This is a genomic window from Pedobacter nototheniae, from assembly GCF_004335085.1.
Taxonomy (GTDB): Bacteria; Bacteroidota; Bacteroidia; order Sphingobacteriales; family Sphingobacteriaceae; genus Pedobacter; species Pedobacter nototheniae.
This window is the reverse complement of the sequence record NZ_RQRS01000014.1, coordinates 18,107-42,256: the sequence shown is the minus strand read 5'-3', so window position 1 is coordinate 42,256 and position 24,150 is coordinate 18,107. Positions and strand designations below refer to the sequence as shown.

General features: G+C 35.9%; 20 protein-coding genes and 1 riboswitch. Of the genes, 11 read left to right on the top strand and 9 right to left on the bottom strand.

Annotated elements, in window-relative coordinates:
- Positions 1-59: 59 nt before the first annotated feature.
- Positions 60-446 carry an acyl-CoA thioesterase gene (locus tag EHC72_RS13370; protein ID WP_131538214.1) on the bottom strand — a complete coding sequence of 129 codons (387 nt, stop codon included), beginning with the start codon at positions 444-446 and terminating at the stop codon, positions 60-62.
- Between the two features lie 107 nt (positions 447-553).
- Positions 554-2,854 carry a 5-methyltetrahydropteroyltriglutamate--homocysteine S-methyltransferase gene (gene metE / locus EHC72_RS13365; RefSeq protein ID WP_131538213.1) on the bottom strand — a complete coding sequence of 767 codons (2,301 nt, stop codon included), beginning with the start codon at positions 2,852-2,854 and terminating at the stop codon, positions 554-556.
- 205 nt (positions 2,855-3,059) lie between these two features.
- A riboswitch (cobalamin riboswitch) is annotated at positions 3,060-3,261 on the bottom strand.
- A gap of 147 nt (positions 3,262-3,408) precedes the next feature.
- Here metE and EHC72_RS13360 point away from each other — a divergent pair.
- Positions 3,409-6,105 (top strand): M14 family metallopeptidase, encoded by a 2,697-nt coding sequence (locus EHC72_RS13360; RefSeq protein ID WP_131538212.1) that lies wholly within the window; start codon positions 3,409-3,411, stop codon positions 6,103-6,105.
- 85 nt (positions 6,106-6,190) lie between these two features.
- Complete coding sequence (locus EHC72_RS13355; protein WP_131538211.1) at positions 6,191-6,907, top strand: DsbA family oxidoreductase; 717 nt, start codon at positions 6,191-6,193, stop codon at positions 6,905-6,907.
- Between the two features lie 9 nt (positions 6,908-6,916).
- Here the strand turns inward: EHC72_RS13355 and EHC72_RS13350 are convergent, their stop codons facing one another.
- Both EHC72_RS13350 and mfd read right to left on the bottom strand, forming a co-directional pair.
- Positions 6,917-7,135: a DUF3820 family protein gene (locus EHC72_RS13350; protein WP_131538210.1), complete on the bottom strand. Its 219-nt coding sequence runs from the start codon at positions 7,133-7,135 to the stop codon at positions 6,917-6,919.
- An 11-nt stretch (positions 7,136-7,146) separates the two neighbouring features.
- Positions 7,147-10,485: a transcription-repair coupling factor gene (gene mfd, locus EHC72_RS13345; protein WP_131538209.1), complete on the bottom strand. Its 3,339-nt coding sequence runs from the start codon at positions 10,483-10,485 to the stop codon at positions 7,147-7,149.
- Between the two features lie 232 nt (positions 10,486-10,717).
- On the opposite strand from mfd, the gene EHC72_RS13340 reads away from it, so the two are divergent.
- The 5 genes from EHC72_RS13340 (at position 10,718) to EHC72_RS13320 (ending at position 15,061) form a co-directional block, all read left to right on the top strand.
- Positions 10,718-11,020, top strand: coding sequence for a DUF2752 domain-containing protein (locus EHC72_RS13340; protein WP_131538208.1), 303 nt, complete (start codon positions 10,718-10,720; stop codon positions 11,018-11,020).
- A gap of 4 nt (positions 11,021-11,024) precedes the next feature.
- A complete protein-coding gene (locus EHC72_RS13335) occupies positions 11,025-11,393 on the top strand; it encodes a TM2 domain-containing protein (RefSeq protein ID WP_131538207.1) in 369 nt (122 codons plus the stop codon).
- Between the two features lie 193 nt (positions 11,394-11,586).
- Positions 11,587-12,684 (top strand): Nif3-like dinuclear metal center hexameric protein, encoded by a 1,098-nt coding sequence (locus EHC72_RS13330; RefSeq protein ID WP_131538206.1) that lies wholly within the window; start codon positions 11,587-11,589, stop codon positions 12,682-12,684.
- Positions 12,684-13,427: a zinc ribbon domain-containing protein gene (locus EHC72_RS13325; protein ID WP_131538205.1), complete on the top strand. Its 744-nt coding sequence runs from the start codon at positions 12,684-12,686 to the stop codon at positions 13,425-13,427. Before EHC72_RS13330 ends, EHC72_RS13325 begins: the two co-directional genes overlap by 1 nt.
- Positions 13,428-13,579: 152 nt before the next feature.
- The gene (locus EHC72_RS13320) at positions 13,580-15,061 is read left to right on the top strand and encodes a tetratricopeptide repeat protein (protein ID WP_131538204.1); all 1,482 of its coding nucleotides are present in this window, start codon (positions 13,580-13,582) and stop codon (positions 15,059-15,061) included.
- A gap of 3 nt (positions 15,062-15,064) precedes the next feature.
- On the opposite strand, the gene EHC72_RS13315 is transcribed toward EHC72_RS13320, so the two are convergent.
- The 4 genes from EHC72_RS13315 to rsfS all read right to left on the bottom strand — a co-directional run bounded on the left by EHC72_RS13315 (position 15,065) and on the right by rsfS (position 19,603).
- The gene (locus EHC72_RS13315; RefSeq protein WP_131538203.1) at positions 15,065-16,132 is read right to left on the bottom strand and encodes a 3-oxoacyl-ACP synthase III family protein; all 1,068 of its coding nucleotides are present in this window, start codon (positions 16,130-16,132) and stop codon (positions 15,065-15,067) included.
- 221 nt (positions 16,133-16,353) lie between these two features.
- Positions 16,354-16,998, bottom strand: a complete 645-nt coding sequence (locus tag EHC72_RS13310; RefSeq protein ID WP_131538295.1) for a LutC/YkgG family protein — start codon at positions 16,996-16,998, stop codon at positions 16,354-16,356.
- A gap of 93 nt (positions 16,999-17,091) precedes the next feature.
- The gene (gene ftsH, locus EHC72_RS13305) at positions 17,092-19,197 is read right to left on the bottom strand and encodes an ATP-dependent zinc metalloprotease FtsH (protein ID WP_131538202.1); all 2,106 of its coding nucleotides are present in this window, start codon (positions 19,195-19,197) and stop codon (positions 17,092-17,094) included.
- Between the two features lie 31 nt (positions 19,198-19,228).
- Positions 19,229-19,603 carry a ribosome silencing factor gene (gene rsfS, locus EHC72_RS13300; RefSeq protein ID WP_131538201.1) on the bottom strand — a complete coding sequence of 125 codons (375 nt, stop codon included), beginning with the start codon at positions 19,601-19,603 and terminating at the stop codon, positions 19,229-19,231.
- A 45-nt stretch (positions 19,604-19,648) separates the two neighbouring features.
- Between rsfS and EHC72_RS13295 the strand changes: the two genes are divergently transcribed.
- The 4 genes from EHC72_RS13295 to pfkA all read left to right on the top strand — a co-directional run bounded on the left by EHC72_RS13295 (position 19,649) and on the right by pfkA (position 23,697).
- Positions 19,649-20,425, top strand: coding sequence for a biotin--[acetyl-CoA-carboxylase] ligase (locus EHC72_RS13295; protein ID WP_131538200.1), 777 nt, complete (start codon positions 19,649-19,651; stop codon positions 20,423-20,425).
- A 9-nt stretch (positions 20,426-20,434) separates the two neighbouring features.
- On the top strand, positions 20,435-20,884 hold the full coding sequence (locus EHC72_RS13290) for a protein-disulfide reductase DsbD domain-containing protein (protein ID WP_131538199.1): 450 nt from the start codon (positions 20,435-20,437) through the stop codon (positions 20,882-20,884).
- A 145-nt stretch (positions 20,885-21,029) separates the two neighbouring features.
- Complete coding sequence (locus EHC72_RS13285; RefSeq protein WP_131538198.1) at positions 21,030-22,712, top strand: protein-disulfide reductase DsbD family protein; 1,683 nt, start codon at positions 21,030-21,032, stop codon at positions 22,710-22,712.
- Between the two features lies 1 nt (position 22,713).
- Complete coding sequence (gene pfkA / locus EHC72_RS13280) at positions 22,714-23,697, top strand: 6-phosphofructokinase (RefSeq protein WP_131538197.1); 984 nt, start codon at positions 22,714-22,716, stop codon at positions 23,695-23,697.
- Between the two features lie 124 nt (positions 23,698-23,821).
- Here the strand turns inward: pfkA and EHC72_RS13275 are convergent, their stop codons facing one another.
- The gene (locus EHC72_RS13275) at positions 23,822-24,148 is read right to left on the bottom strand and encodes a heavy metal-binding domain-containing protein (protein ID WP_131538196.1); all 327 of its coding nucleotides are present in this window, start codon (positions 24,146-24,148) and stop codon (positions 23,822-23,824) included.
- Between the last annotated feature and the right edge of the window lie 2 nt (positions 24,149-24,150).

Sequence of the window (24,150 nt, the reverse complement as noted above, 5' to 3'; positions counted from 1 at the left end):
TTAATTAATGAGCGGAATGCTTTACATCATTTCATAAAAAATTTACGATATTTTCAAGTTTACTTAATCACCTGTACAGGTTTTTTATTTTCGTCAATAGCAACAAAAGTGAAATCTCCGTGCACAGCTAGTTCTCTTCCCTCGGCATACATTTGCTCAATATAAATCTCAACATTAACTTTTAAACTGGTATTACCAACTTTTGTTACCTGGCCAATTAGCTCAACAATGGTTCCTGCTGGTATCGATTTCTTAAAATCAATTCTATCGCTGCTAACTGTAACCATAATTTGACGACTGAAACGTGTGGCGGTAATAAAAGCCACTTCATCCATCATGTGCATGGCTGTGCCTCCGAAAAGAGTATCGTAATGATTAGTTGTGTTTGGGAAAACAGCTTTAAAAATGCTTGTTTTTGATGTTGCAATTCTTTCTTCTAATGTCATTTTATAAATATTTTCTGGTAAAATAAACCACGGAAAACAGAGTTAAAAGAATAAAATTCGATGTATTTGTTTTTCCGTGGCAAAATTACTTTGTACAAAGTTAAGCTTTAGTTTTTACGCATTTCTTTTGCGGCTTCAACCATTTCAATTAAAGCTTTTTTGGTTTCGTCCCATCCTCTGGTTTTCAATCCACAATCTGGGTTTACCCAAAGTTGCTCAGCAGGGATTACCGCTTTTGCTTTTTTAAGTAGCTGAATCATTTCCTCCCTTTTTGGTACACGAGGTGAGTGAATATCATAAACCCCGGGCCCTATTTCGTTCGGATATTTAAAATCAGCAAATACATCCAATAGCTCCATCTGCGATCTTGAGGTTTCAATTGTAATTACATCGGCGTCCATATCGGCAATGTTTTGAATAATATCATTAAACTCCGAATAACACATGTGCGTATGGATTTGAGTTTCATCCTGCACCCCACTTGCAGAAATCCGGAAAGCTTTAACAGCCCAATTCAGGTAGTTTTGCCAATCTGCTTTGCGTAGCGGTAAGCCCTCTCTAATGGCAGGTTCATCAATTTGAATAATTTTAATTCCTGCTTTTTCAAGGTCGTTAACTTCATCTCTAATTGCCAAAGCAATTTGTGCGCAAGTTTCAGATCTTGGCTGGTCATTACGCACAAAAGACCACTGTAATATCGTTACTGGGCCCGTTAACATGCCTTTCATGTATTTTGAGGTAAGCGATTGCGCAAAGGCAGTCCATTTTACGGTCATGGCGTTTGGACGAGATACATCGCCAAAAATGATTGGAGGTTTTACACAACGAGATCCATAACTTTGTACCCACCCGTTTTTAGAAAAGGCAAAACCATCAAGTTGTTCACCAAAATATTCAACCATATCGTTACGTTCAAACTCGCCATGAACTAAAACATCGAGATCAATTTCTTCTTGCCATTTTACCGCTTTTAGGGTTTCTTCGGCAATTAAAGTATCATATTCTTCGGCGGTGAAAGTTCCATTTTTAAATTTCGCTCTCCAGCTTCTAACTTCAGCCGTTTGTGGAAAAGAACCAATTGTGGTGGTTGCAAAAGCGGGTAGATTTAATTTTTTTTGCTTAACCTTTCTTGATGAATAATTACTTAAACGTTCGGCATCCTTATCCTCAATTGCCTTAACACGATCTTTTACTGCGTTATTATGAATTAATACGGAAGTTTTTCTATTCTGCTGGGCAATTTTATTTTCTGCAAATTTTCGTTCGGCAATTGCAGCATTTTCGCTTAATGCTAACTGTTTAAGGGTTACAACTTCTGCAACTTTTTGTTTTGCAAAAGCTAGCCATTGCTTAACTTCAGCCGATAAGTTTTGTTCATTGGTTTCATTATCCAAATCAACAGGTGTGTGAATTAACGAGCAAGATGGTGCAATCCAAACTCGGTTTGTACCCAGTTTATTTTCAGCATCTTTTATAATGGAGAGTGAATTTTCGAAATCATTTTTCAAAATGTTGCGTCCATCAACGATACCTAAAGACAAAATAGTTTTGGCATTTAAAGCATCAATTACTTCATCAATTTGCTTTGGAGCACGAACCAAATCAACATGTAAAACGGTTGCAGGTAAGGATGTTGCCAAGGATAAATTATTACCTAGCCCTTCGAAATAAGTAGCCAATATGATTTTTAAGCGGGGAAATGCTTTTCTAATTTCCTTATAAACATATTCAAAAGCTTTTTGCTCCTTTTCTGTTAAATCCAATGCTAAAAACGGTTCATCAAACTGAACATATTCTACGTTTAAAGCATCTAACCGTGTTAAAATATCCAGATAAACGGGTAAAAGATTTTTGATTAAATCGATTTTTTCAAAGCCAGCCTCCTTTTCTTTTCCTAATAAAAGGTAAGAAACCGGACCAATTAATACAGGTTTAGTTATAATGCCGAGCTGTTTGGCTTCGTAAAACTCATCTATAATTTTGGTTGAAAATAATTTAAATGGCTGATCCTTATAAAACTCAGGTACAATATAATGGTAATTGGTATCAAACCACTTGGTCATTTCCATGGCTACAACATCCAAACCTTCTTTTTGATAGCCACGAGCCATAGCAAAATAAAGATCCAGCTCGGTATTTCCTTTTTTAAGGATTACCTCATTGTATCGTTTTGGAATGGCTCCAAAAGTTAAAGAGTGATCGAGCACCTGATCGTAAAACGAAAAGTCGTTTGATGGAATAATATCAATTCCAGCTTCCTTTTGCATTAACCAGTTTTCGTTACGGATGTTTTTTCCTACCTGAAGTACGTTTTTGTACCCAGTTTTACCTGCCCAATAGTTTTCGCAGATTTTTTTTAATTCGCGGTGACTACCAATTCGCGGGTAGCCCAAATTTTGCGTTAGCATTTTCTTTTAAAGATTAATGTAAATAAATCGTTTAAAAGCTCTTTATACTATATTTTACAATGCTTTTTAAGAATAAATAAAAGGAAAGGTATGGGCGCAAACAATTAATTTCCCGGCCAAAACGGCTTAAAGCAAATTTTAATAAAACGGTTCATTTTATTGTTGTACAAATCAGACCTGACCAATTGCTTTATTACGCGAAAGCATCGTCAATTCAATATTGGCAGGTCTCCTGACTTATTCCCAATTTTATCGCCTTCCCATTCCAAATGGAACAGTGGCATAAATGATAAAATTGTTGCTTCATTTTAAAAGCAGAACTTACAGTTGCGCGACAGCTCGTGATTTTCACACGATTCCCTATTAACTCCGATATTACACCGGAGACCACTATCGGTTGATGAAAAATAAAGTTAAGAACTTACATCGGCAGCAAATGTAGTTAATAAGCACGAGGAAATGAAAGGATGATTGACTGTAACAAATTTACAGCAAGCACATTTGAAATCTTTTTCTATTTTATATTTGAATTAACCCTACAAACTATTCATATTATGATAAAAATTTACGCTAAAAAGCTTTTTCTCGCCTTTTTAGTTCTTGGCAGCACCATCGCTTATGCTCAAGATGTACCAAGTCCAAAATCACATTTCGGATTTAATATTGGTGATGATTACCAACTCGCTACTTATACGCAAACAGAAGCTTATTTTAAAAAACTTGCTGAAACCTCTAAACGGGTTAAACTGGTTGATATTGGTAAAACCGAAGAAGGCAGAACGCAGTATATGCTTATTGTTTCTTCGCCAGAAAATTTGAAAAAGCTAGATCGGTATAAAGAAATTTCGCAACAACTAGCACATGCAGAAATTACACCAGAGCAGGCAAAAGAACTCGCACAAGAAGGAAAAGCTGTGGTTTGGATTGATGGAGGCTTGCACGCCAACGAAACTGTAGGTGCACACCAACTGATTGAAACGGCTTATGAATTTGCTTCAAAAACAGATGCTGAAACTTTAAGAATATTAGATAACGTAATTATTTTGTTTACTCATGCAAATCCTGATGGGCAAGAGTTGGTAAGCAATTGGTATATGAGAGAAAAAGATCCAAAGAAGAGATCTCTATCCAATATTCCAAGATTGTATGAAAAATATGCTGGACACGATAATAACCGCGATTTTTTTATGCTTAATTTAAAGGAAACTCAAAATATCGGGTGTCAGCTTTTTGTAGAGTGGATTCCGCAGATTATGTACAACCATCATCAAGCTGGGCCGGCTGGTACCGTTGTAGCTGGTCCGCCATACCGCGATCCTTTTAACTATGTGTTTGATGCAACACTTTTAACCAGTTTGGATGCTGTTGGCGCAGCCATGCACAACAGAATGAATGTGGAGGGTAAGCCTGGTTATACCCAAAGAGGTGGTTCGGTTTTTTCTACCTGGTATAATGGAGGTTTGCGTACCACAACCTATTTCCATAATATGATTGGTTTACTTACCGAAATTGTAGGCAGTCCTACGCCATCAGATATTCCTTTAGTGCCATCAAGATTATTGCCCAACAGTGATTCTCCAAATCCGGTTACACCACGAAAATGGTATTTCAAAAACTCTATAGATTATTCGGTTTCCTTAAATTATGCTGTTTTGGGCTATGCACAACGATATCGTGATGAGTTATTGTACAATATTTACCAAATGGGAAGAAACTCTATTGAAAGAGGAAAGAAAGATACTTGGTCTTTCTCGCCTAAAAAGATAGAAGCCATTAATAGCGCAGCTAAAAAAGATAGAGTAACAACAACGAGCGCAGATTCAGAATTTAGTTCTAGGCAAATGAATATTAAGTATTTTGATACGGTAATGAAAGCACCGGCAAATCGCGATCCGAGGGGCTATATTTTATCTGCTGACCAACCTGATTTTAATACTGCAATAAAATTTTTAAACGCTTTAATTAGAACTGGCATTGTAGTACAAAAAGCAACAGCTGCTTTTACGGTTGCAGGCAAAAATTATCCACCGGGAAGTTATGTTGTAAAAACCGATCAGGCTTTCAGACCACATGTTTTGGATATGTTTGAACCACAGGATCACCCGAATGATTTTAAATCAGAAGGTGGAGCGCCTATTCCGCCGTACGACGCAGCTGGCTGGACCTTAGCGTATTTAATGGATGTAAAATTTGATCGTATTCAAGATGATTTTTCTGGACCTTTTGAAAGAAATCCTTATGGTCAATTATTAACGCCACAGAACAAAGTTGTATCAGGATCCGAATATTTGTTAAGCGCAGCACAGAACGATTCTTATACGGCAGTAAATGATCTCTTAAAACAAAACGAACAGGTTTATCGCAATACGGAAAATGGAGATTTTTATGTTTCGGCTTCTAGCAAAGCAAAAGCCATTTTAGAGAAGGCAAATGTTAAGTTAAAATCAGCTTTGGCACCTAAAGCAAAAGTTAAAATTGCACCAGCAAGAATTGCCCTTTGGGATACTTATGGTGGCTCTATGGCTTCTGGTTGGGTAAGATGGATGATGGAACAGTATCATTATAACGCAACGGTTATTTACCCGGCAGATATAGATGCTGGAAATTTAAAATCGAAATATGATGTTATAGTTTTTGTTGGTGGTGCTATCCCATCCATGCAAACAGGTGGTTTTAATGGAAGATCGTTTGGGCCAAAACCAGAAGATACTCCAGACGAATATAAAAGTCGTTTAGGTAGAATTTCGACAGAAAAATCTGTCCCACAACTTAAAAAGTTTTTAGAGGAAGGTGGAAATATTGTAACCATAGGAAGTAGTACAAATCTGGCTTATCAATTAAATCTTCCGGTTCGCAATGCGATGGTAGAAATTGTAAATGGGAACGAGAAAAAATTGCCAGATGAGAAATATTATGTACCAGGCAGTGTTTTAAATGTTGGTGTAGATTTGTCTGTACCTGCAACATGGGGTATGGAAAAAGAAGCAGATATTTACTTTGATAACAGCCCCGTTTTTAAGCTAACAGGAGACGCCATAGCAACAGGAAAAATTAAGCCGTTGATGTGGTTTGATTCTGCGAAACCTTTGCGTAGCGGTTGGGCTTGGGGCCAGGCCTATTTACAAGATGGCGTTACGGCTTTCCAGGCTAATGTAGGTAAAGGAAAATTGTTTGCCTTTGGGCCTGAAGTTGCTTTTAGAGCGCAAACACATGGAACATTTAAACTGATTTTTAATCAATTGTATAAATAAGAAAAAATGTGCCGCTATCCTTAACGATAGCGGCTTTTTACTTTTAGCTTACTCGGCTTCATTTTAATAGCTTTAATTTTGTATTATGAAAGTAGAAATCTGGTCGGATGTAATGTGTCCGTTTTGCTATATTGGTAAAAGACATTTCGAACAAGCTATAGAAACCTTGCCCTTTAAGGATGAAATTGAGGTGGAATGGAAAAGTTACCAACTAAATCCTGAGTATCATAACACCAATAATGAAACCGTTTTCGATTATTTATCGAGAAGTAAAGGAATGCCTGTTGAACAAGCCAAACAAATGACGCAACAAGTTGTAGATATGGCTGCAAATGCAGGATTAACCATTAATTTCGGAAAAAATATTCCGGCTAATACTTTTAATGCGCATCGTTTAATTCACTTGGCGGCGAAACATAATCTTCAGGATTTAGCCGAAGAAAAACTTTTTGAAGCACATTTTATTCAGGGTAGAGATATTGATAATTTAAATATACTAGCAGAAATAGCAACCGAAATAGGTCTTGATAAAACTGAAGCCGAAGAGGTTTTAAATAGCGAACAATTTGCAGAAGCCGTACGTTATGACATTTATGAAAGCCAAAACCTGGGCATTAGAGGAGTTCCTTATTTTGTATTAGATCGCAAGTATGCGGTTTCTGGCGCACAACCTGTTCAAGCTTTTGAACAAGCGTTAACCCAAAGTTTTAAAGAGTGGAAAGAAACACAACCAAAAACATCATTGAAATCATTAAATAAGAATGATGATGCCATTTGTGATGAAAATGGCTGCGAAATATAGACTGATTTATTAACGCTGTTGATTTTTCAACGGCGTTAATAAATATTCGAGGCCATTTACCCGTATTTCAAACATGGTAGCCATTAAATCGCCTAATTTACCTTTCGGAAAGCCCTTATCTTTATACCAAAGCAAATAACTTTCAGGAATATTGCAAATTAAATAGCCTTTATACTTTCCGTAGGGCATTTGCATTTTTACAAGATCGAGCAATAAGGTTGGGTCCAATAGTTCAGCAATTAGTCAATTAATTCTAAAGTTTCTATAGCCTCTTCTACTGTGCTAACGTTATCAAAAGCAATTCTTAAAGTATTTTTAACCTCTTTTAAATTACACATCCGCGGATGGTTCTGAGCAAAAGTTAAAATTTTGGTAAACGTATTCGAATCAAAATAAGCCGATTGCTTATCGCTTAAAAAGTAACCCCGCAAACTATTCTTTTTGAAACTTATTTTTTCAAAGCCCAATTTCTTTCCTAGCCATTGTAAACGCACCACGCTTAACATGGTTTTTACTTGCGGAGGAACAGGACCAAAACGGTCGGCAAGGTGTTTCTCAAAACGCTCCAGTTCTTCCTCGTTTTCTAACTTTGATAACTCTGTATAAAGATTGTAACGCTCGGTTATGTTGGTAATATAGGCATCAGGAATGTAGAGTTCTAAATCTGTATCAACTTGAGTAAACCCAACAAATGGGCGCTGTGGTTCATTTTCAAACAAGCCTTTAAATTCAGCATCTTTTAATTCCTGTATGGCTTCATCTAAAATTTTATGGTACATTTCAAAACCAATTTCAGCAATAAAACCACTTTGCTCAGCACCTAATAAATTTCCGCTACCACGAATATCCAAATCTCGCATGGCTACATTAAAGCCACTTCCCAAATCAGAAAACTCTTCAATAGCACTTAAACGTTTTCTTGCTTCAGAAGTTAGGGTTGATAATGGTGGAGAAAGCAAATAACAAAAGGCTTTTTTGTTGCTTCGGCCAACCCTGCCACGCATTTGGTGCAAATCGCTCAACCCAAACATATGCGCATGGTTAATAATAATGGTATTGGCATTTGGGATATCCAAACCAGCCTCTATAATCGTAGTTGCAACCAAAACATCCTTTTCGCCATTGATAAAGTCAAGCATTACATCTTCCAATGCGTCACCGTCCAACTGTCCGTGGGCAATACCAATGCGTGCTTTAGGAACCAGCTTTTGGATCATACCACCCAATTGCATTAAATCGTTAACGCGGTTATGAATAAAAAATACCTGACCACCTCTATCCAGTTCAAATTGTATCGCTTCCTTAATTAATTTATCATTAAAAACATGTAATTCAGTACTAACAGGCTGCCTATTTGGTGGTGGCGTACTAATAATGGATAAATCTCGGGCACCCATTAATGAAAAGTGTAAAGTTCTTGGAATAGGCGTTGCCGTTAAAGTTAAGGTATCAACATTTACCCTTACAGCTTTAAGCCTTTCTTTTGCCGTTACACCAAATTTCTGTTCTTCATCAATAATCATGATGCCGAGATCTTTAAACTTCACATCTTTACTTAATAGGCGATGTGTACCAATTAATATATCAACTTTTCCTGCTGCAGCTTCGGCAAGTGTATCTTTAATTTGCTTATTTGTTTTAAATCGGTTAATGTAATCTACCGTCACCGGGAAATCTTTTAATCGCGAAGAAAAGGTTTTAAAATGTTGGAGCGCTAAAATGGTTGTAGGTACCAATATGGCGGCTTGTTTACCTTCGGCAACAGCTTTAAAAGCTGCACGAACGGCAATTTCTGTTTTACCAAAACCTACATCACCACAAACCAAACGATCCATTGGATGTGGCGCTTCCATATCTTTTTTTACATCCTGAGTGGCCTTTAACTGATCGGGAGTATCTTCATAAATAAATGAAGCCTCTAATTCTGTTTGTAAATAACCATCGGGAGAAAAAGCTGTTCCGGCCTGTGTTTTACGTAAAGCATAAAGCTTAATCAGGTCGCGGGCAATATCTTTAACTTTTTTTTTAGTTGTTTTTTTTAGCTTGTCCCAGGCATCAGTACCCAATTTATTCATTTTAGGCACACCACTTTCTTTGCCGCTATATTTCGCAATGCGATTTAAGGAGTTAATGTTTACATAGAGCAAATCGTTATCCGCATAAACTAAACGAATCATTTCCTGGGTTTTGCCATTTACCTCTACTTTTTCTAAACCGGCATATTTTCCAATACCGTGATCAATGTGGGTAACATAATCTCCAGATTTTAGTTCGCGAAGATCTTTTAAGGTAATGGCCTGGCTTTTTTGATAGCCCTTTTTAAGCTTGTATTTATAGTAACGATCAAAAATTTGATGATCGGTATAAAATGCCGTTTGAATTTGAGGATCTACAAAACCCTCACGCAGCATGCTGTTAATTGGAGTAAACTTCGCCGTTTTATCAATATCATCCAAAATGGCATATAAACGCTCAATCTGTTTAACCGAATCCGTGAAAATGAAATTTACAATACCCGCCTTTTCATTCTCTTTTAAATTATGAATCAGTAAGTTAAAATCTTTATTAAATGATGGCTGCGGTTTAGTTTCAAACTCAAAGCGATTATCTGTTTGGTAGAAAAATTGTTTACCAAACTCGATTAATGGAAAATCTTGTAAATGATCGCCAAGTAATTTCTCATCAGTAAAGGCAAACTTAGGATCAATCCATTCAGGGTTTTGGCTTTTATCAGCTGCGGGCAAAGCTTTCCAAAGTTCTACCGCTTTTTTGTAGCCAGCTTTTATAATATCTAGCGTAAACTCTACATCTTTAAACCAAAGCTGGGTATCCTGATCGATGTAATCGAGAATACTAATATTGCTTTCTGTTAAAAATTTGGCTTGAACGTTAGGCACAATTGTTAGTGATTTTACATCATTAACAGAAAGTTGACTTTCGATTTCAAAACTACGGATACTTTCTACCTCATCGCCAAAAAACTCAATTCGGTATGGTAAATCAGATGAGAACGAAAAAATATCTACAATACCACCACGGATAGAAAATTGGCCTGGTTCATAAACAAAGTCTCGGCGATCGAAATCATAATCAATTAAAAATTCATTAATAAAATCGATTCCAAGTTTAGCGCCAATACTAATTTCTAAAGTGTTTTTTTCAAGGGCAGAACGATCAATAACCTTTTCTGCAATGGCTTCAGGATAAGAAACCACAATTTTTCCGTATTCAGAATCGTGATTAAGTTCATTTAAAACTTCGGCACGAGCTAAAACATTGGCTGTATCAACTTGTGTAAAATCAAAAGATTTACGGTAAGAGGAAGGAAAAAGTAATACTTGTTTATCTAAAATGCTTTCTAAATCCGACTGAAAATAAGCAGCCTCTTCCCGATCGGGAAAAACAAAAAGCAATGGTTTATGAAGTAAAAAGTATGATGATAGGGCAACAACAGCATCAGCAGAACCTACTAACCCCTTTAATTGTACTTTAGGGTTTTTAGAACTGTTGAGCACCTTGTTAAATGCGGCTACTCTATCGTCTGTTTTATATCTGTTTATTAAATCGCGAATGTTCAAGGCACAAATTTAATGTTTATTTCTGAATTGATTTTTTTTGAATTGTAATCTTGGTATTAAATTAACCTTAAATTGTGATAAAGGTTTTTTTGATTGTTATAATTCTAGCTGTGCTATTTTTCTTCGGTGGAATACGGTAATTTGTCGGATATTTGCTCCTATTCGTCGAATAAACCCATATTATTGTAACAAAGCTTTTTTGATAACCTCTAAAATATATAAAAACTGAAACATGAAATACATTAAAAGCTTTCCGCTAGAACTTTCTTTCTGGATAATTGCTTTAGTGTTATTGGCAACCGCTAACAGTCATGAACATCATTTTACGCTGTGCCCTTTAGCAAATTTGGGTTTTGAGCAATGGTGTCCTGGTTGTGGCTTAGGCAGGTCGATAAGCCAAATATTTCATGGCGAATTTAGTCAGAGTTTTAAACAACACTGGTTCGGTTTTCCAGCTTTGCTGATTATATTTTATAGAATTTACACATTGATAAAAAATAAAAAACAATTTAAAATTTCACCACTTAATACATAAAGTCATGGATATCTTTCAATCACCTCTAATGTCGTTACCAGGTATAACTCCAGAGGAATACTCATATTTACAACAAGCAACCGCAGGTTTAAGCGAGCAACAATTAAGAAATTTCCTGATGGTTTACAGCAGTAAAAGAAAAAGCGCATCAGATATGTTGATCTTCTGTTTAATCGGCTTATTTGTGGTGCCAGGTTTGCAAAGGTTTATTGTTGGTCAGGTTGGAATGGGCATATTATATCTTTTAACCATAGGATTATGTTTCATCGGATCAATTGTTGATGTTGTAAACCATAAAAACCTGGCTTTTGAATACAATCAGAAAATGGTTTTCGAAAGTTTGCAAATGGTTAGAATGGGCGGATTCCAATAAGTTTCTTCTTTTTAATAACAACATATTTTTTAGGAAAGCAATTACAACGCAGTTCCTCCATAATCTACAAGCCCGCAACCGATGAAAAATCGTGTTAGCGGGCTTGTCGTTTTATAAGCCTATTCTTAATGAGCATTAAATACATTAATTATTTCTGCTACTTACAAAACATCAAAATTTCTATCTTTATAAAATGAAATTATCAGAGATTACCAATTATTTAGAAAGCATAGCTCCGCTTAATTATCAGGAAGATTACGATAATTCGGGTTTAATTGTTGGCGATCCAAATATGGAAATTCATGGTGCTTTGGTTGCTTTGGATTGTATAGAGAAAATAGTTGATGAAGCCATTCGTACCAGTTGCAATTTAATTATTACCCATCACCCCATTGTTTTTAAAGGCTTAAAGAAATTTAATGGCAAAAATTACGTGGAACGTGTGGTGCTTAAAGCTATAAAAAATAATATTGCACTTTACGCCATTCATACCAATTTGGATAGTGTGCATACCGGCGTAAATGCTCGAATTTGTGAGCGCTTGGGCTTAACAGGAACTAAGGTTCTTTTACCTAAAACTGGTTTGTTAAAAAAATTGGTTACCTACTGTCCGCACGCACAGGCAGAACAATTGCGATCAGCACTTTTTTACGCAGGAGCAGGTAATATTGGTAATTATAGCGAAACCAGTTTCAATGCCGAAGGTTTTGGTACTTTTAAAGGAAATGAAGATTCAAATCCGTTTGTTGGGGAAAGAGGAAGAAGGCATCATGAAGCTGAAGTTAGAATAGAAACCGTTTATCCAGCTCAATCTGAAAGGAAAATATTGGTCGCTTTATTCGAAAACCATCCATACGAAGAGGTTGCATACGATATTTATAAACTGGAAAATAAAAACGACTTGGTTGGTTCGGGCATGTTAGGTTGGTTAGAATACGACATGGATGCCTATGATTTTTTGCATTTGGTTAAAGATAGAATGCAAGCTAAAGTGATAAGGCACACCGAAGTTTTACCAAAAAGGATTAAAAAAGTGGCCGTTTGTGGTGGCTCAGGAAGTTTTCTTTTAAAGGAAGCAATTGCAGCTGGCGCCGACGCCTTTATTACTGCCGATTTCAAATATCATGAGTTTTTTGATGCTGAAGAAAAATTGATCATTGCCGACATCGGACACTTTGAAACTGAACAATTTACCTCAAATTTATTGGTTGAAATTATTCAGAAAAAATTTGCTAACTTTGCAATCCGTTTAACGGAGCAAAATACAAACCCCATAAATTACTTGTTTTAATGGAACAAACCGTAGAACAAAAGCTAAAAGCTTTATACGAATTACAAAACATCCACACTAAAATTGATAAAATCCGTCAGGTAAGAGGCGAATTACCAATGGAAGTAGCTGATCTTGAGGATGATGTTTTAGGATTAGAAACGAGAATTCAGAAAATTAAAGGTGAACTTGATGATCTGGAAGATTCTATCGTAACCCGTAAAAACACGATTAAAGATGCCCAGGCAGCAATCAAAAGATACGATACTCAATTAAAAGAAGTTAAAAACAACCGTGAATACGATGCTTTAACTAAAGAAATTGAGATTCAGGGATTAGATATTCAGGTTTCTGAGAAAAAAATTAAAGAACACGGTTTTGAAATCACTTCTAAAACTGAAATCTACGAAGCTGCTAAAGCAGAACTAGAAGGTAGAAAAAAAGACTTAGATGTTAAAAAAGCTGAATTAGATGTAATTACTGCAGAAACTGAAAAAGAAGAGCAAGATTTACAGAAAAAAGCTGATAAATCTGAGCCACTTATCGAAGAGCGTTTATTGGTTGCTTACAAACGTTTACGCAAAAATGCTGTAAATGGTTTAGCCGTAGTAACTATCGACCGTGATTCTTGCTCGGGTTGTTTTAACCAAATTCCACCTCAACGCCAGTTAGATATTCGTCAACGTAAAAAAATTATCGTTTGCGAACACTGTGGTCGTATTTTGGTTGATGAAGCTCTTACTCATGAAGTAGCTGAAGGATAATCAAATCTTAAATTTTTTAAAAACGTCTCGGTCAAAACCGAGACGTTTTTTGTTTAAGGTAAAACAAGAACTAATATTTTGCGTTAAGGTTAGATATTTATTAATTTGTTGCTGCCTCGCTAATCTCCAGGCAAAATTTAGAATTCAACTCAATGGTTAAAAGACTACGTTTTTTTTCAGCGCTCTTTCTTCTGGTTTCACCACTTTCATTATTTGCCAATTTCGATTTTAATGCCAACTGCTTAAACGCCTATAAAAGTATTTTTGAGCTGAAACTCGGCAACGCAAAAGCTTATATCTCTACTGAAAAAAAACTTAGGCCAAACAATGCTATCATCCCTTTATTGGAGAATTATGTAGATTATTTTACGCTATTAACTTCAGAAAATAAAGCTGATTTTGATCGGTTAGAAGGAAATAAATCGGCCAGGTTGGATAAAATTAGCGATGATGATAAGCAATCTCCCTATTATTTATATGCACAGGCAGAAATTAATTTGCAATGGGCGTTAATTAGAGGGCGCTACGGAGAATATTTCAACGCAGCAATGGAAATTAAACGGGCTAATAATTTACTGCAGGAGAACGCAAAGAAATTCCCCGATTTTCATCTAAACTTAAAAGGTCTTGGATTAATAAATGCGGTTTTGGGTAATTTACCAGATGGCGCTTTGAAAAGTACATTATCTACTTTTGGCATCAGAGGTAATTTACAAAGCGGGCTTTCCATGTTCGAAAAACTAGCGGATAATTTGCCGAAATCATCATATGAACCTTTTTATGAAGAAGTAGTTTTTTACTACGCATATGTTTTAACAGATGTTGCGCACAGCCCTTCTGCTTATGCTAAAACGATGAAGTACACGGAAAGAATTGCCGATACGAGCCTACTAAAATCTTACCTTCAAAGTTATGTGTGCATTAAAAACGGACATAATGATGAGGCGATAAACATTTTAAAATCTCGCCCTGAAGGTGGTGTTTATCAACCATTCCCTTATCTAGAATATTTGGAAGGGGTTGCACACTTAAATAAATTAGATTTAACTGCATCGGCATATTTCAATAAGTTTTTACAAACCAATAAGGGTGTAAATTACATTAAAGATGCAAACCTGCATTTGGCTTGGATTGCTTTATTAAAAGGGGATAAAACAGGTTATACAACTTATGCCTCCAAAGCAGCCAAAAGCGGCTACACATACAATGAAAAGGATAAACAGGCTTTAAATGAAGCAGCGGCGCCAGTGCCAAACACAGATCTTTTAAAGGCTCGTCTTTTATTTGATGGTGGATACTTAACTAAATCTCAGCAAATTTTAGAATCTTCTAAAGCTGCAGATTATGATTCTGATAAGGATAAAACTGAATATAATTATCGTTTGGGCCGTGTATATGATGATTTAGGAAAAGACGATCAAGCGTTATTGGCTTATCAGGCAGCGGTAAATCAAGGTAAAAATTTGAAGTATTATTTTGCAGCAAATGCGGCTTTGCAAATGGGCAAAATTTATGAGAAAAAGAAAAATCCAGCCAAAGCTAAAGAAGCTTATAATACCGCTATTTCAATGAAAAATCATGAATATGAAAGCAGCATCGAAAGTCAGGCTAAGGCTGGATTAAAAAGAATTTAAAGTTTAAAAACGATAAACAAAGGCATTAATGTGCATACCTGCCCCTACCGATGCAAATACTGCTATATCACCTTTTTTAACTTTGTAACCTTTAACCTGTTCTTTCAGAACCAAATCTAGCAAGGTTGGTACAGTAGCTACAGAGCTGTTTCCGAGCCAAGAAATCGTCATGGGCACTAAGTTATCAGGAACAGTATCTATGTTATAAAGTTTAAATAAACGTTTCATAATGGCGGTATCCATTTTACCATTTGCTTGGTGCACAAATACAATGTTCACATCTTCTACGCTTAAACCAGCTTTATCTAGCGATTTTTTAATCACTTGTGGTACCTGAACAACTGCAAACTCGTAAAGTTTACGTCCGTTCATTTTAAGGTAGTAATTACCACTAGTTTCATCAGGGTGTGAACCTTTGCCCATGGTAAGTAAATTGCCATAATTTACCGCGTAAGTTTCTGTTTTATGAGCAAGGATACCAATTTTATCATCTTGTTCAGCAGCTTCATAAATTACAGCACCAGCCCCATCAGAGAAAATCATGCTGTCACGATCATGCGGATCTATAATTCTTGAAAGTGTTTCTGCTCCAATCACCATTACGCGTTTTGCATCGCCACTTTTAATATAATAATCTGCTTGTATAGAACCTTGAACCCAGCCCGGGCATCCAAAGATTAAATCATACGCAACGCAGTCGGGATTAACAATACCCAATTGCTGCTTTACTTTTGCTGCCAGTGAAGGCAAAACATCTGTACGATTACTATTTAACGGAATATCGCCAAAATTGTGGCAGAAGATAATATAATCTAAAGTTTCTTTGTCAATCCCTGCATTTTCAATCGCCTTTTCCGCCGCTTTTGCACCAATATGGTTGCTTAATTGATCTGGGCAAACATAGCGCCTTTCTACGATTTCTGTAATTTCTGAGAATTTATGAATAATCTCAGTATTTTCTTTTTCCAAACGATTACCGTTTTCAAAAAATGTAGACTCCATAAACTCATTGCCTGAAATAATGTTCTCAGGAATATAGCTACCCGTGCCTGTAATTATGGTATTTATCATGTTATCCGAATCAACTAATACTGCATACCAAAACGGTATTGGGTATAAAAATATTATAATTTAATCGAAATTAAAAATAATCGTTTAAAAAAAGCTACGAAGTTAAAATTGTTTTTTTAGCAATTGTCATCAACCTATGGTTAAAAAATTGGCGAAGATTTATTGATTTAATTCCAAAATTATAATGTTTTAGGGCTTTTTTGAGTCTTAATGAAAGACAATTAACTAAAATCATCAATTAAGAAAACAAAAAGTTCTTTAGGCCCGTGGGCACCAAGAACCAAAGTTTTTTCAATATCAGCAGTTCTACTCGGTCCGGTAATATTGCTAATCATTGATGGAATCTGATTGCCATACTTATTTTTTAGAAGCTGAAAAGCGTCTTTTAAATCTAATACAAGTTGACTGGTACGGGCAATTACAATATGGTGATGCGGAAATATACTTAATCTTCTGCCTGCGCCGCCTTCATTGGTAACCATTACGCTGCCATTTCTGGCAACTAACGCCTCACACAGAGTAATGCCAACTTCAGCCTGATCAAAATCTTTATCTGTTTGATAAAAAGGAAATTCATATTTAGCTAAAAACTCCTGTAATTCAGGTTCCCAGCAATAAATTTTGCGCCATTTAAACTTATCAGCTAGCTGGAGCATATTTTCGATAAAGTCGATGCCGTCCTCGCAAAAAATAAAATTGCCTGATATTGCCGTTAATTGTTCTGCAAATAATATTTCCAGCGCTTCTGTATTTTGCTTATACAATGGGCTTTCTTCTAAATTTGGATAAGGGCTTTCGCGTTTCTCTAAAAGCGCTTTTCTTATCTTTTTTAGTATCTGTTCTTTCGCTGTCGTATTATCCTTCATCATCTAAAAAAATGAAACCTTGAATTTTTTACGTCCAAGGTTTCAAACTTATATATAATTGTGTTTATATGCAATTTATCGCATAATGTGTTTTTACTCTTTTTCTGAAGAAGGATTTAATCCTGTAACTTCCTGATTGATATCGGCATCTCCAACTCCATCGTGCACTAAGCCTTCTGCAGCAGGAGTTTGATCGCCTGTACCATTTACAAATTCATCATAGGTAGTACGAGAATCAAACGGACGTTTTCCTAAAATCTCTTCTAAATCTGCCTGGAATAAAATTTCTTTCTCCAGTAGTTTTTGAGCTAATTTTTCTAAACCATCACGTTTATCCGTTAATAATTGTTTTGTTTTAATGTAAACATCACCAATTAATTTACGAACCTCAATATCAATTAACTCTGAAGTTTTTTCAGAATATGGTTTGTTAAAATTATACTCGTTTTGTGGATCGTGGAAAGAAACATTACCAACATTTTCATTCATACCATAAATAGTAACCATGGCATAAGATAATTTGGTGATACGCTCTAAATCGTTTTGAGCACCTGTAGAAATTTTACCGAAAGTAAGATCTTCAGCAACACGACCACCCATTGTCATACACATACCATCAATTAATTGTTCTGTAGTGTATAAAAATTGCTCTTTTGGTAAGTATTGAGCATAACCTAACGCCGCAACGCCACGAGGAACGATTGATACTTTAACCAATGGATCTGCATGTTCCAGGAACCAGCCTGCAATTGCGTGACCTGCTTCATGGTAAGCAACGATTCGTTTCTCTTCTGGAGAAATGATTTTATTTTTCTTTTCTAAACCGCCAATCACACGGTCAATCGCATCTTGAAAGTCTTGCATATCAACACTTTCTTTATTACGACGAGCAGCAATTAAAGCAGCTTCATTACAAACATTTGCAATTTCTGCACCTGCAAAACCCGGAGTTTGTGCAGATAATTTCTTTGCATCAACTTCTGCAGAGGTTTTAATTGGTTTTAAGTGAACATTAAAAATGTGCTCACGGCCAACTAAATCTGGTTTATCAATGGAAATCTGTCTGTCAAAACGACCTGGACGTAATAAAGCCGAATCCAGTACATCTGGTCTGTTTGTTGCGGCTAAAATAATAATTCCAGAATCTGTTCCGAAACCATCCATTTCAACAAGCAATTGGTTTAATGTGTTTTCACGCTCATCGTTACCACCCATTACACTATTTTTTCCACGTGCACGTCCAATTGCATCCACCTCATCAATAAAGATGATACAAGGCGCTTTATCTTTAGCTTGTTTAAACAAATCACGTACACGAGAAGCACCTACACCCACAAACATCTCCACAAAATCAGAACCTGATAATGAAAAGAAAGGAACTTGCGCCTCACCGGCAACAGCTTTAGCCAATAATGTTTTACCTGTACCCGGCGAGCCTACTAATAAAGCTCCTTTCGGGATTTTACCACCTAGGTTTGTGTATTTTTTCGGGTTTTTAAGGAAATCTACAATTTCCATAACCTCTTGCTTTGCTTCTTCAAGACCAGCAACATCGTTAAAAGTAATATTTACCTGGCTCTCTTTATCGAATAACGTGGCTTTAGATTTTCCAATACTGAAAATCTGACCGCCACCACCTGCGCCACCGCCCATACGACGCATCATGAAAATCCAGAACCCTATTAATAACAATACTGGTAAAATAATGCTTAAGAACCAACTTGCTAATGGATTGCTACGACTAGTTTTTTCTGCCAAAACACGTGGTTGTGTAGCTGGTAAGTCTTTTTGAGAATCTGCAAGTTGCTTATCCAAGCCGTCCATTGTACCTGAGTTAAAATAAACTGTAGGTCCAGAATTAGACATGTTTAAAGAACTTGTGCTTTTATAAGCTTTATATTGTGGTTTGTTTATACTATCTTTTTTAATGTAAACCTCAGCTTTTACAAGGTCATCAGCTTTATAAGCAACCACTTTATCAACGTCGCCCGTTAATAACATTTTCTGTTCAAATGTTTGGTAGGTAACTTCTTTTCCTCCCTCTCCGGTAAAGAAAAACTGAGCAGCAAAAATGGCTACTATAATGGCTGCATAAACCCAAAAAACATTAAACTTTGATCCTTTTTGTGGCTTTTTAGGGATGTTTGGCAAACGTTTTCCCGGTTTCTTGTTGTCGTTTGTATTTTGATTATCGTTCATTTGTCTCGTTCAAAAGGTATGATTTTACAGGTTAAGCGCTTTGAAAGTTTGTGCTTTCAGCATCTCCCCATAGTTCTTCTATGCCATAAAAATGGCGTTTTTCTGTTTTAAAGATGTGCACAACCACATCAAAATAATCGAGTATTATCCAATCGGCGCTTTCAAAACCTTCTTTGTGTCTTGGATCGGACTGAGTGTTTTTATAAATTTCTTTTTCTACGCTATCTGCAATAGCTTTTACTTGTGTGCCAGAGTTGGCGCTACAAATAATAAAGAAATCTGCTACTGAAGAATGAATATTTCTAAGGTCCAACCGCACTATATCTTCTCCTTTTTTTTCCTGTATGCCATGTACGGCTAATTCGGAAAGGTATGTAGAAAGGGCTACTATTTTCTTTTTTACCATTAAAATGCTTTAATTTTGAGATTACAATAAATATAAATTCAACACTTGCAAAATAACACTTTTTCGACACTATTTGTTGGTCAAAATTTAATCAAATTAAAAGAAGTTGATTCTACCAATAACTATTTAAAGAATTTGGCTTCAAATTCCGAGCCATTACCTGAAGGAACTGTAATTATGGCAGATAATCAGTTTGCAGGTAGAGGCCAGCAAGAAAGTGTTTGGCAAACGGAACCTGGTAAAAACATTAGTACCAGTATATATTTAAGGCCTTCTTTTTTGCCAATAAATAAACAGTTTTATTTAAATATCGCTGTTAGCTTAGCCGTTAGCAATGCTTTATCTCAATTTATTGATGAGCCAATTGAGGTTAAGTGGCCAAATGATATTTATTATTTGGGAAGAAAAATGGGTGGTATTCTAATTGAAAATACACTGACAGGTGCATTTATAAAATCATCCGTTATTGGCATTGGTTTAAATATTAATCAGCAATATTTTAGCTCTGAAATCACTCGAAGGGCGGTTTCACTGCTTCAAATTATTAAAAAGGAAACTCCTTTAGAAATCATATTAGAGAAAATATTCGTATATATAGAGAAATACTATTTAAATTTGAGAGAAGGTAAATATGATTTTTTACAAAGCAATTACCTTACAAGGTTATATAACTTTAATATACCTGCCATTTACAAGCAAAATGGAGAGGTTTTTGAAGGGATTATAAAAGGAGTTGAAGATAATGGGCGCTTAATTATGGAAACGGAAAAGGGCATCACTATTTTCAATTTTAAAGAGATTGAATTTATACACACAAAATAAACACACAGAATGAAAAAAATCACATTAGCACTATCCCTTGTGCTCTTTACAATTGTGGGTGCTTTCGCACAAATTGAAAAACCAGTAACATGGGCTTACGTAGCCAAAAAAGTAAGTAAAACTGAAGCCATTCTATATTTAAAAGCAACAATTGATGATAGATGGCATATCTATTCTCAAAATGTTAAGGATGGTGGCCCTGTAAAAACAACATTTACTTTTACTCCGTCTAAAGATTTTAGTTTAGTTGGTAAAACAATTGAACCAAAAGCAATCGTAAAATACGAATCTACTTTCAAAATGAATGTTAGTTATTTCGAAAAGCAGGTGATCTTCCAACAAAAAGTTAAGTTAAATAAAGCTACTACAACCATTAAAGGTAAAGTTGAGTTTATGGTATGTAACGATAAACAATGTCTTCCACCGGAAGAAGTTGAGTTCAGCATTCCCGTAAAATAAAATTGAAAAAACTTTATAAAACAGCTGCTCTTATGGGTGGCTGTTTCTGTTTAAAGTAAAATCTAAGCCTTGTAGGGGTTTAAAAATTAATCCTTTATAAAATTATGCTTAATTTCACACTTTCAAACACACACAAAACACACAAATGAAAAAGGTTTTATTATTGTTACTAATGGCGTCAATGTTTATAGCATTGCCAGCCGTTAAAAGTTTCGCAGTAGTGGTACAGGATACCACTGCTACCGCCCCACCCAATGATCTTGAATTTACTGAAATAGGTTCAGCAAAAGATAGCGCAGCAAATAATATTGTTAAGGATTCGGTAAAGAAAGATTCAGTTTCTACAGCTAAAGTTGATTCTGCAAAAACCGAAACAGGACAGTCTAAAACACTTCTTTCAATTTTTGCAGCTGGTTTTATCGCTGGCTTAATTGCATTTCTTCTTCCTTGTATTTTTCCAATGGTACCTTTAACCGTTAGCTACTTTACAAAAAGAGCCGAAACAAAAGGAAAAGGGATACAAGGAGCTATAATTTATGGCGTTTCCATTATTGTAATTTATGTAGTATTAGGGCTATTAATTACAATCATTTTTGGTGCAAGTGCATTAAATGAGTTAGCAACTGATGGCTTTTTCAACGTATTTATTTTCTTAATTCTATTAGTTTTTGGAATATCTTTCTTAGGAGCATTTGAAATTACACTACCAAGTTCTTTCGTAAATAAAATGGATTCCAAATCGGATTCAAAGGGCTTAACGGGAATCTTTTTCATGGCCGCTACATTGGCGGTTGTATCTTTTTCTTGTACAGGGCCCCTAATCGGAACATTATTAGTAACTGTTGGCCAAAGCGGAGGTTTCCTTGCTCCAATTATGGGAATGTTTGGTTTTTCATTAGCCTTAGCTTTAATTTTCGTTGTTTTTGCAATTTTCCCTAGCTGGATGACTTCTTTGCCAAAATCTGGCGGTTGGTTAAACTCTGTTAAAGTTGTTTTAGGACTTATTGAAATTGCTCTGGCACTCAAATTCTTATCAACAGCGGATCTTGCATATCACTGGGGAATTTTAGATCGTGAAGTATTTATATCTATTTGGATAGTAATTGCTTTTATTTTAGGATTCTACTTGCTTGGCAAAATAAAATTCTCGCACGATAGTGATGTCCCTTATGTTTCTACTCCAAGATTGTTTTTGGGCGGAGCAGCCTTTGTTTTCGCATTTTATTTAATTCCTGGTTTATGGGGAGCGCCTCTTAAAGCGGTTAGCGCCTTGGTTCCTCCTCTTTCTACACAAGATTTTGTAATCGGGCAAGATAGTGGTAGTGGAGCTCAATCTAAAACCACATCACACTCTAAAAGAAAATATGCCGAATTTTTGCATATTCCACATAATATTGATGGGTTTTTCGATTATGAAGAAGCATTAGCTTATGCCAAAGAAGTAAAAAAACCATTGTTTTTAGATTTTACAGGTCATGGATGTGTAAACTGCCGTGAAATGGAAGCCCGTGTTTGGTCAGATCCTCGTGTGCTAAAAAAATTAAAGGAAGATTATATCGTTGTTTCCTTATATACCGATGATAAAACCGCTTTACCAGAATCAGAGCAATTTGATTCTAAGGCAATAGAAACCAGGGTAAATACAGTAGGTAAAAAATTTAAGCATTTACAAGCTGAAAGATTTAATACCATTTCGCAACCTTATTATGTACTTTTGGGCACGGATGAAAAGGAGTTAGTTTCTCCTCCGATTGGAGTAGAGTTTAACATAGAAAAATATTTGCAATATCTGGATAAAGGATTATCAGAGTTTGCTAAGAAAAAATAGAATGAGCAAGATAAAAAACATTGGTGTTTTAACCTCTGGCGGAGATTCGCCAGGCATGAATGCCGCAATTAGAGCTGTAGTAAGAGCAGCAATTTATTATGATGTTGAGGTAACAGGTTTTCTTCGCGGATACGAAGGGTTAATCAATAACGATTATATTGCTATGGACCGTAAATCTGTAGCTAATATTATTCAACGTGGTGGTACAATTTTAAAAACGGCTCGTAGCGAAGCTTTTAGAACGGTAGAAGGCAGAAAAACTGCACATGAGAATTTAAAAAAACTTGGTGTTGATGCTCTAATTGTGATTGGTGGAGATGGAACTTTTACAGGAGCTAATGTTTTTGCTAAAGAATTTGACTTCCCAATTATTGGCTTACCGGGCACAATTGATAATGATTTAGCTGGAACTGATTTTACAATTGGTTATGACTCTGCAATTAATACCGTTATTGATGCCGTTGATAGAATCAGAGATACTGCCGAATCACACGATAGATTATTTATCGTTGAAGTTATGGGTCGCGATTCTGGCCTTATTGCATTACGAAGTGGAATTGGTGTGGGTGCAGAAGCAATTCTAATTCCTGAAGCGAATATGGGAGTAGAAGATGTTTTGCATAAACTGGAACACAGCCGTAAAGATAAATCATCAAAAATTATTATTGTTGCCGAAGGTGATGATGCTGGAGGTGCGTTCAATGTTGGTGAAATTTTGGAAAAGAAATACCCTCATTATGATACAAAAGTTTCTGTACTAGGGCACATTCAACGTGGTGGTAAGCCAACTTGTATGGATAGAGTTTTAGCAAGCAGATTAGGTGTTGTAGCAGTTGAGGGATTGCTTAAAGGCGAAAATGGTGTTATGGCCGGACAAATTAACCGTGAAATGGTTTTTACGCCATTCGATCATGCCATAAAACATATTGATGCGGAAAAGGTAAGTTCTACCTGGATAAAGTTAATCGATATCCTTTCTTTCTAATTCAGAAAAAATCATAAAAAGAAAAGTCCTTCCCGCACCGGAAGGACTTTCTTATTTTGCTTAGTTTTCGCTATAAGCAATAAAAGCCCATCAGAAGAATTTTAATTCATCTAATGAGAAAATATTAAATATCTTCAATAACAACAGCTGTGCCGCTTGCAGTAACCATAAGCATGCTACCGCCACTACCAACTGTTTCATAATCTAAATCTACACCAACAATTGCATTTGCACCAAGTGCTGCCGCATATTGTTGCATTTCGTTTACTGCTGTATCTTTTCCTTCTCTTAAAACTTGCTCATAAGAACCAGATCTTCCGCCAACAATATCGCGGATTCCTGCAAAAAGATCTCTAAAAATATTTGCACCTATAATGGTTTCGCCTGTTACCAAGCCAATGTACTTCACTATTTTTTTACCCTCTACAGATGGCGTCGTCGTTACCAGCATAG

Coding starts and splice junctions, on each gene's coding strand:
- EHC72_RS13290 (WP_131538199.1), top strand. CDS start 20,435: ATGAAAAAAATCACATTAGCACTATCCCTTGTGCTCTTTACAATTGTG.
- EHC72_RS13320 (WP_131538204.1), top strand. CDS start 13,580: ATGGTTAAAAGACTACGTTTTTTTTCAGCGCTCTTTCTTCTGGTTTCA.
- rsfS (WP_131538201.1), bottom strand. CDS start 19,603: ATGGTAAAAAAGAAAATAGTAGCCCTTTCTACATACCTTTCCGAATTA.
- EHC72_RS13370 (WP_131538214.1), bottom strand. CDS start 446: ATGACATTAGAAGAAAGAATTGCAACATCAAAAACAAGCATTTTTAAA.
- EHC72_RS13340 (WP_131538208.1), top strand. CDS start 10,718: ATGAAATACATTAAAAGCTTTCCGCTAGAACTTTCTTTCTGGATAATT.
- EHC72_RS13275 (WP_131538196.1), bottom strand. CDS start 24,148: ATGCTGGTAACGACGACGCCATCTGTAGAGGGTAAAAAAATAGTGAAG.
- metE (WP_131538213.1), bottom strand. CDS start 2,854: ATGCTAACGCAAAATTTGGGCTACCCGCGAATTGGTAGTCACCGCGAA.
- EHC72_RS13310 (WP_131538295.1), bottom strand. CDS start 16,998: ATGAAGGATAATACGACAGCGAAAGAACAGATACTAAAAAAGATAAGA.
- EHC72_RS13285 (WP_131538198.1), top strand. CDS start 21,030: ATGAAAAAGGTTTTATTATTGTTACTAATGGCGTCAATGTTTATAGCA.
- EHC72_RS13325 (WP_131538205.1), top strand. CDS start 12,684: ATGGAACAAACCGTAGAACAAAAGCTAAAAGCTTTATACGAATTACAA.
- pfkA (WP_131538197.1), top strand. CDS start 22,714: ATGAGCAAGATAAAAAACATTGGTGTTTTAACCTCTGGCGGAGATTCG.
- EHC72_RS13335 (WP_131538207.1), top strand. CDS start 11,025: ATGGATATCTTTCAATCACCTCTAATGTCGTTACCAGGTATAACTCCA.
- EHC72_RS13330 (WP_131538206.1), top strand. CDS start 11,587: ATGAAATTATCAGAGATTACCAATTATTTAGAAAGCATAGCTCCGCTT.
- ftsH (WP_131538202.1), bottom strand. CDS start 19,197: ATGAACGATAATCAAAATACAAACGACAACAAGAAACCGGGAAAACGT.
- EHC72_RS13360 (WP_131538212.1), top strand. CDS start 3,409: ATGATAAAAATTTACGCTAAAAAGCTTTTTCTCGCCTTTTTAGTTCTT.
- EHC72_RS13355 (WP_131538211.1), top strand. CDS start 6,191: ATGAAAGTAGAAATCTGGTCGGATGTAATGTGTCCGTTTTGCTATATT.
- EHC72_RS13315 (WP_131538203.1), bottom strand. CDS start 16,132: ATGATAAATACCATAATTACAGGCACGGGTAGCTATATTCCTGAGAAC.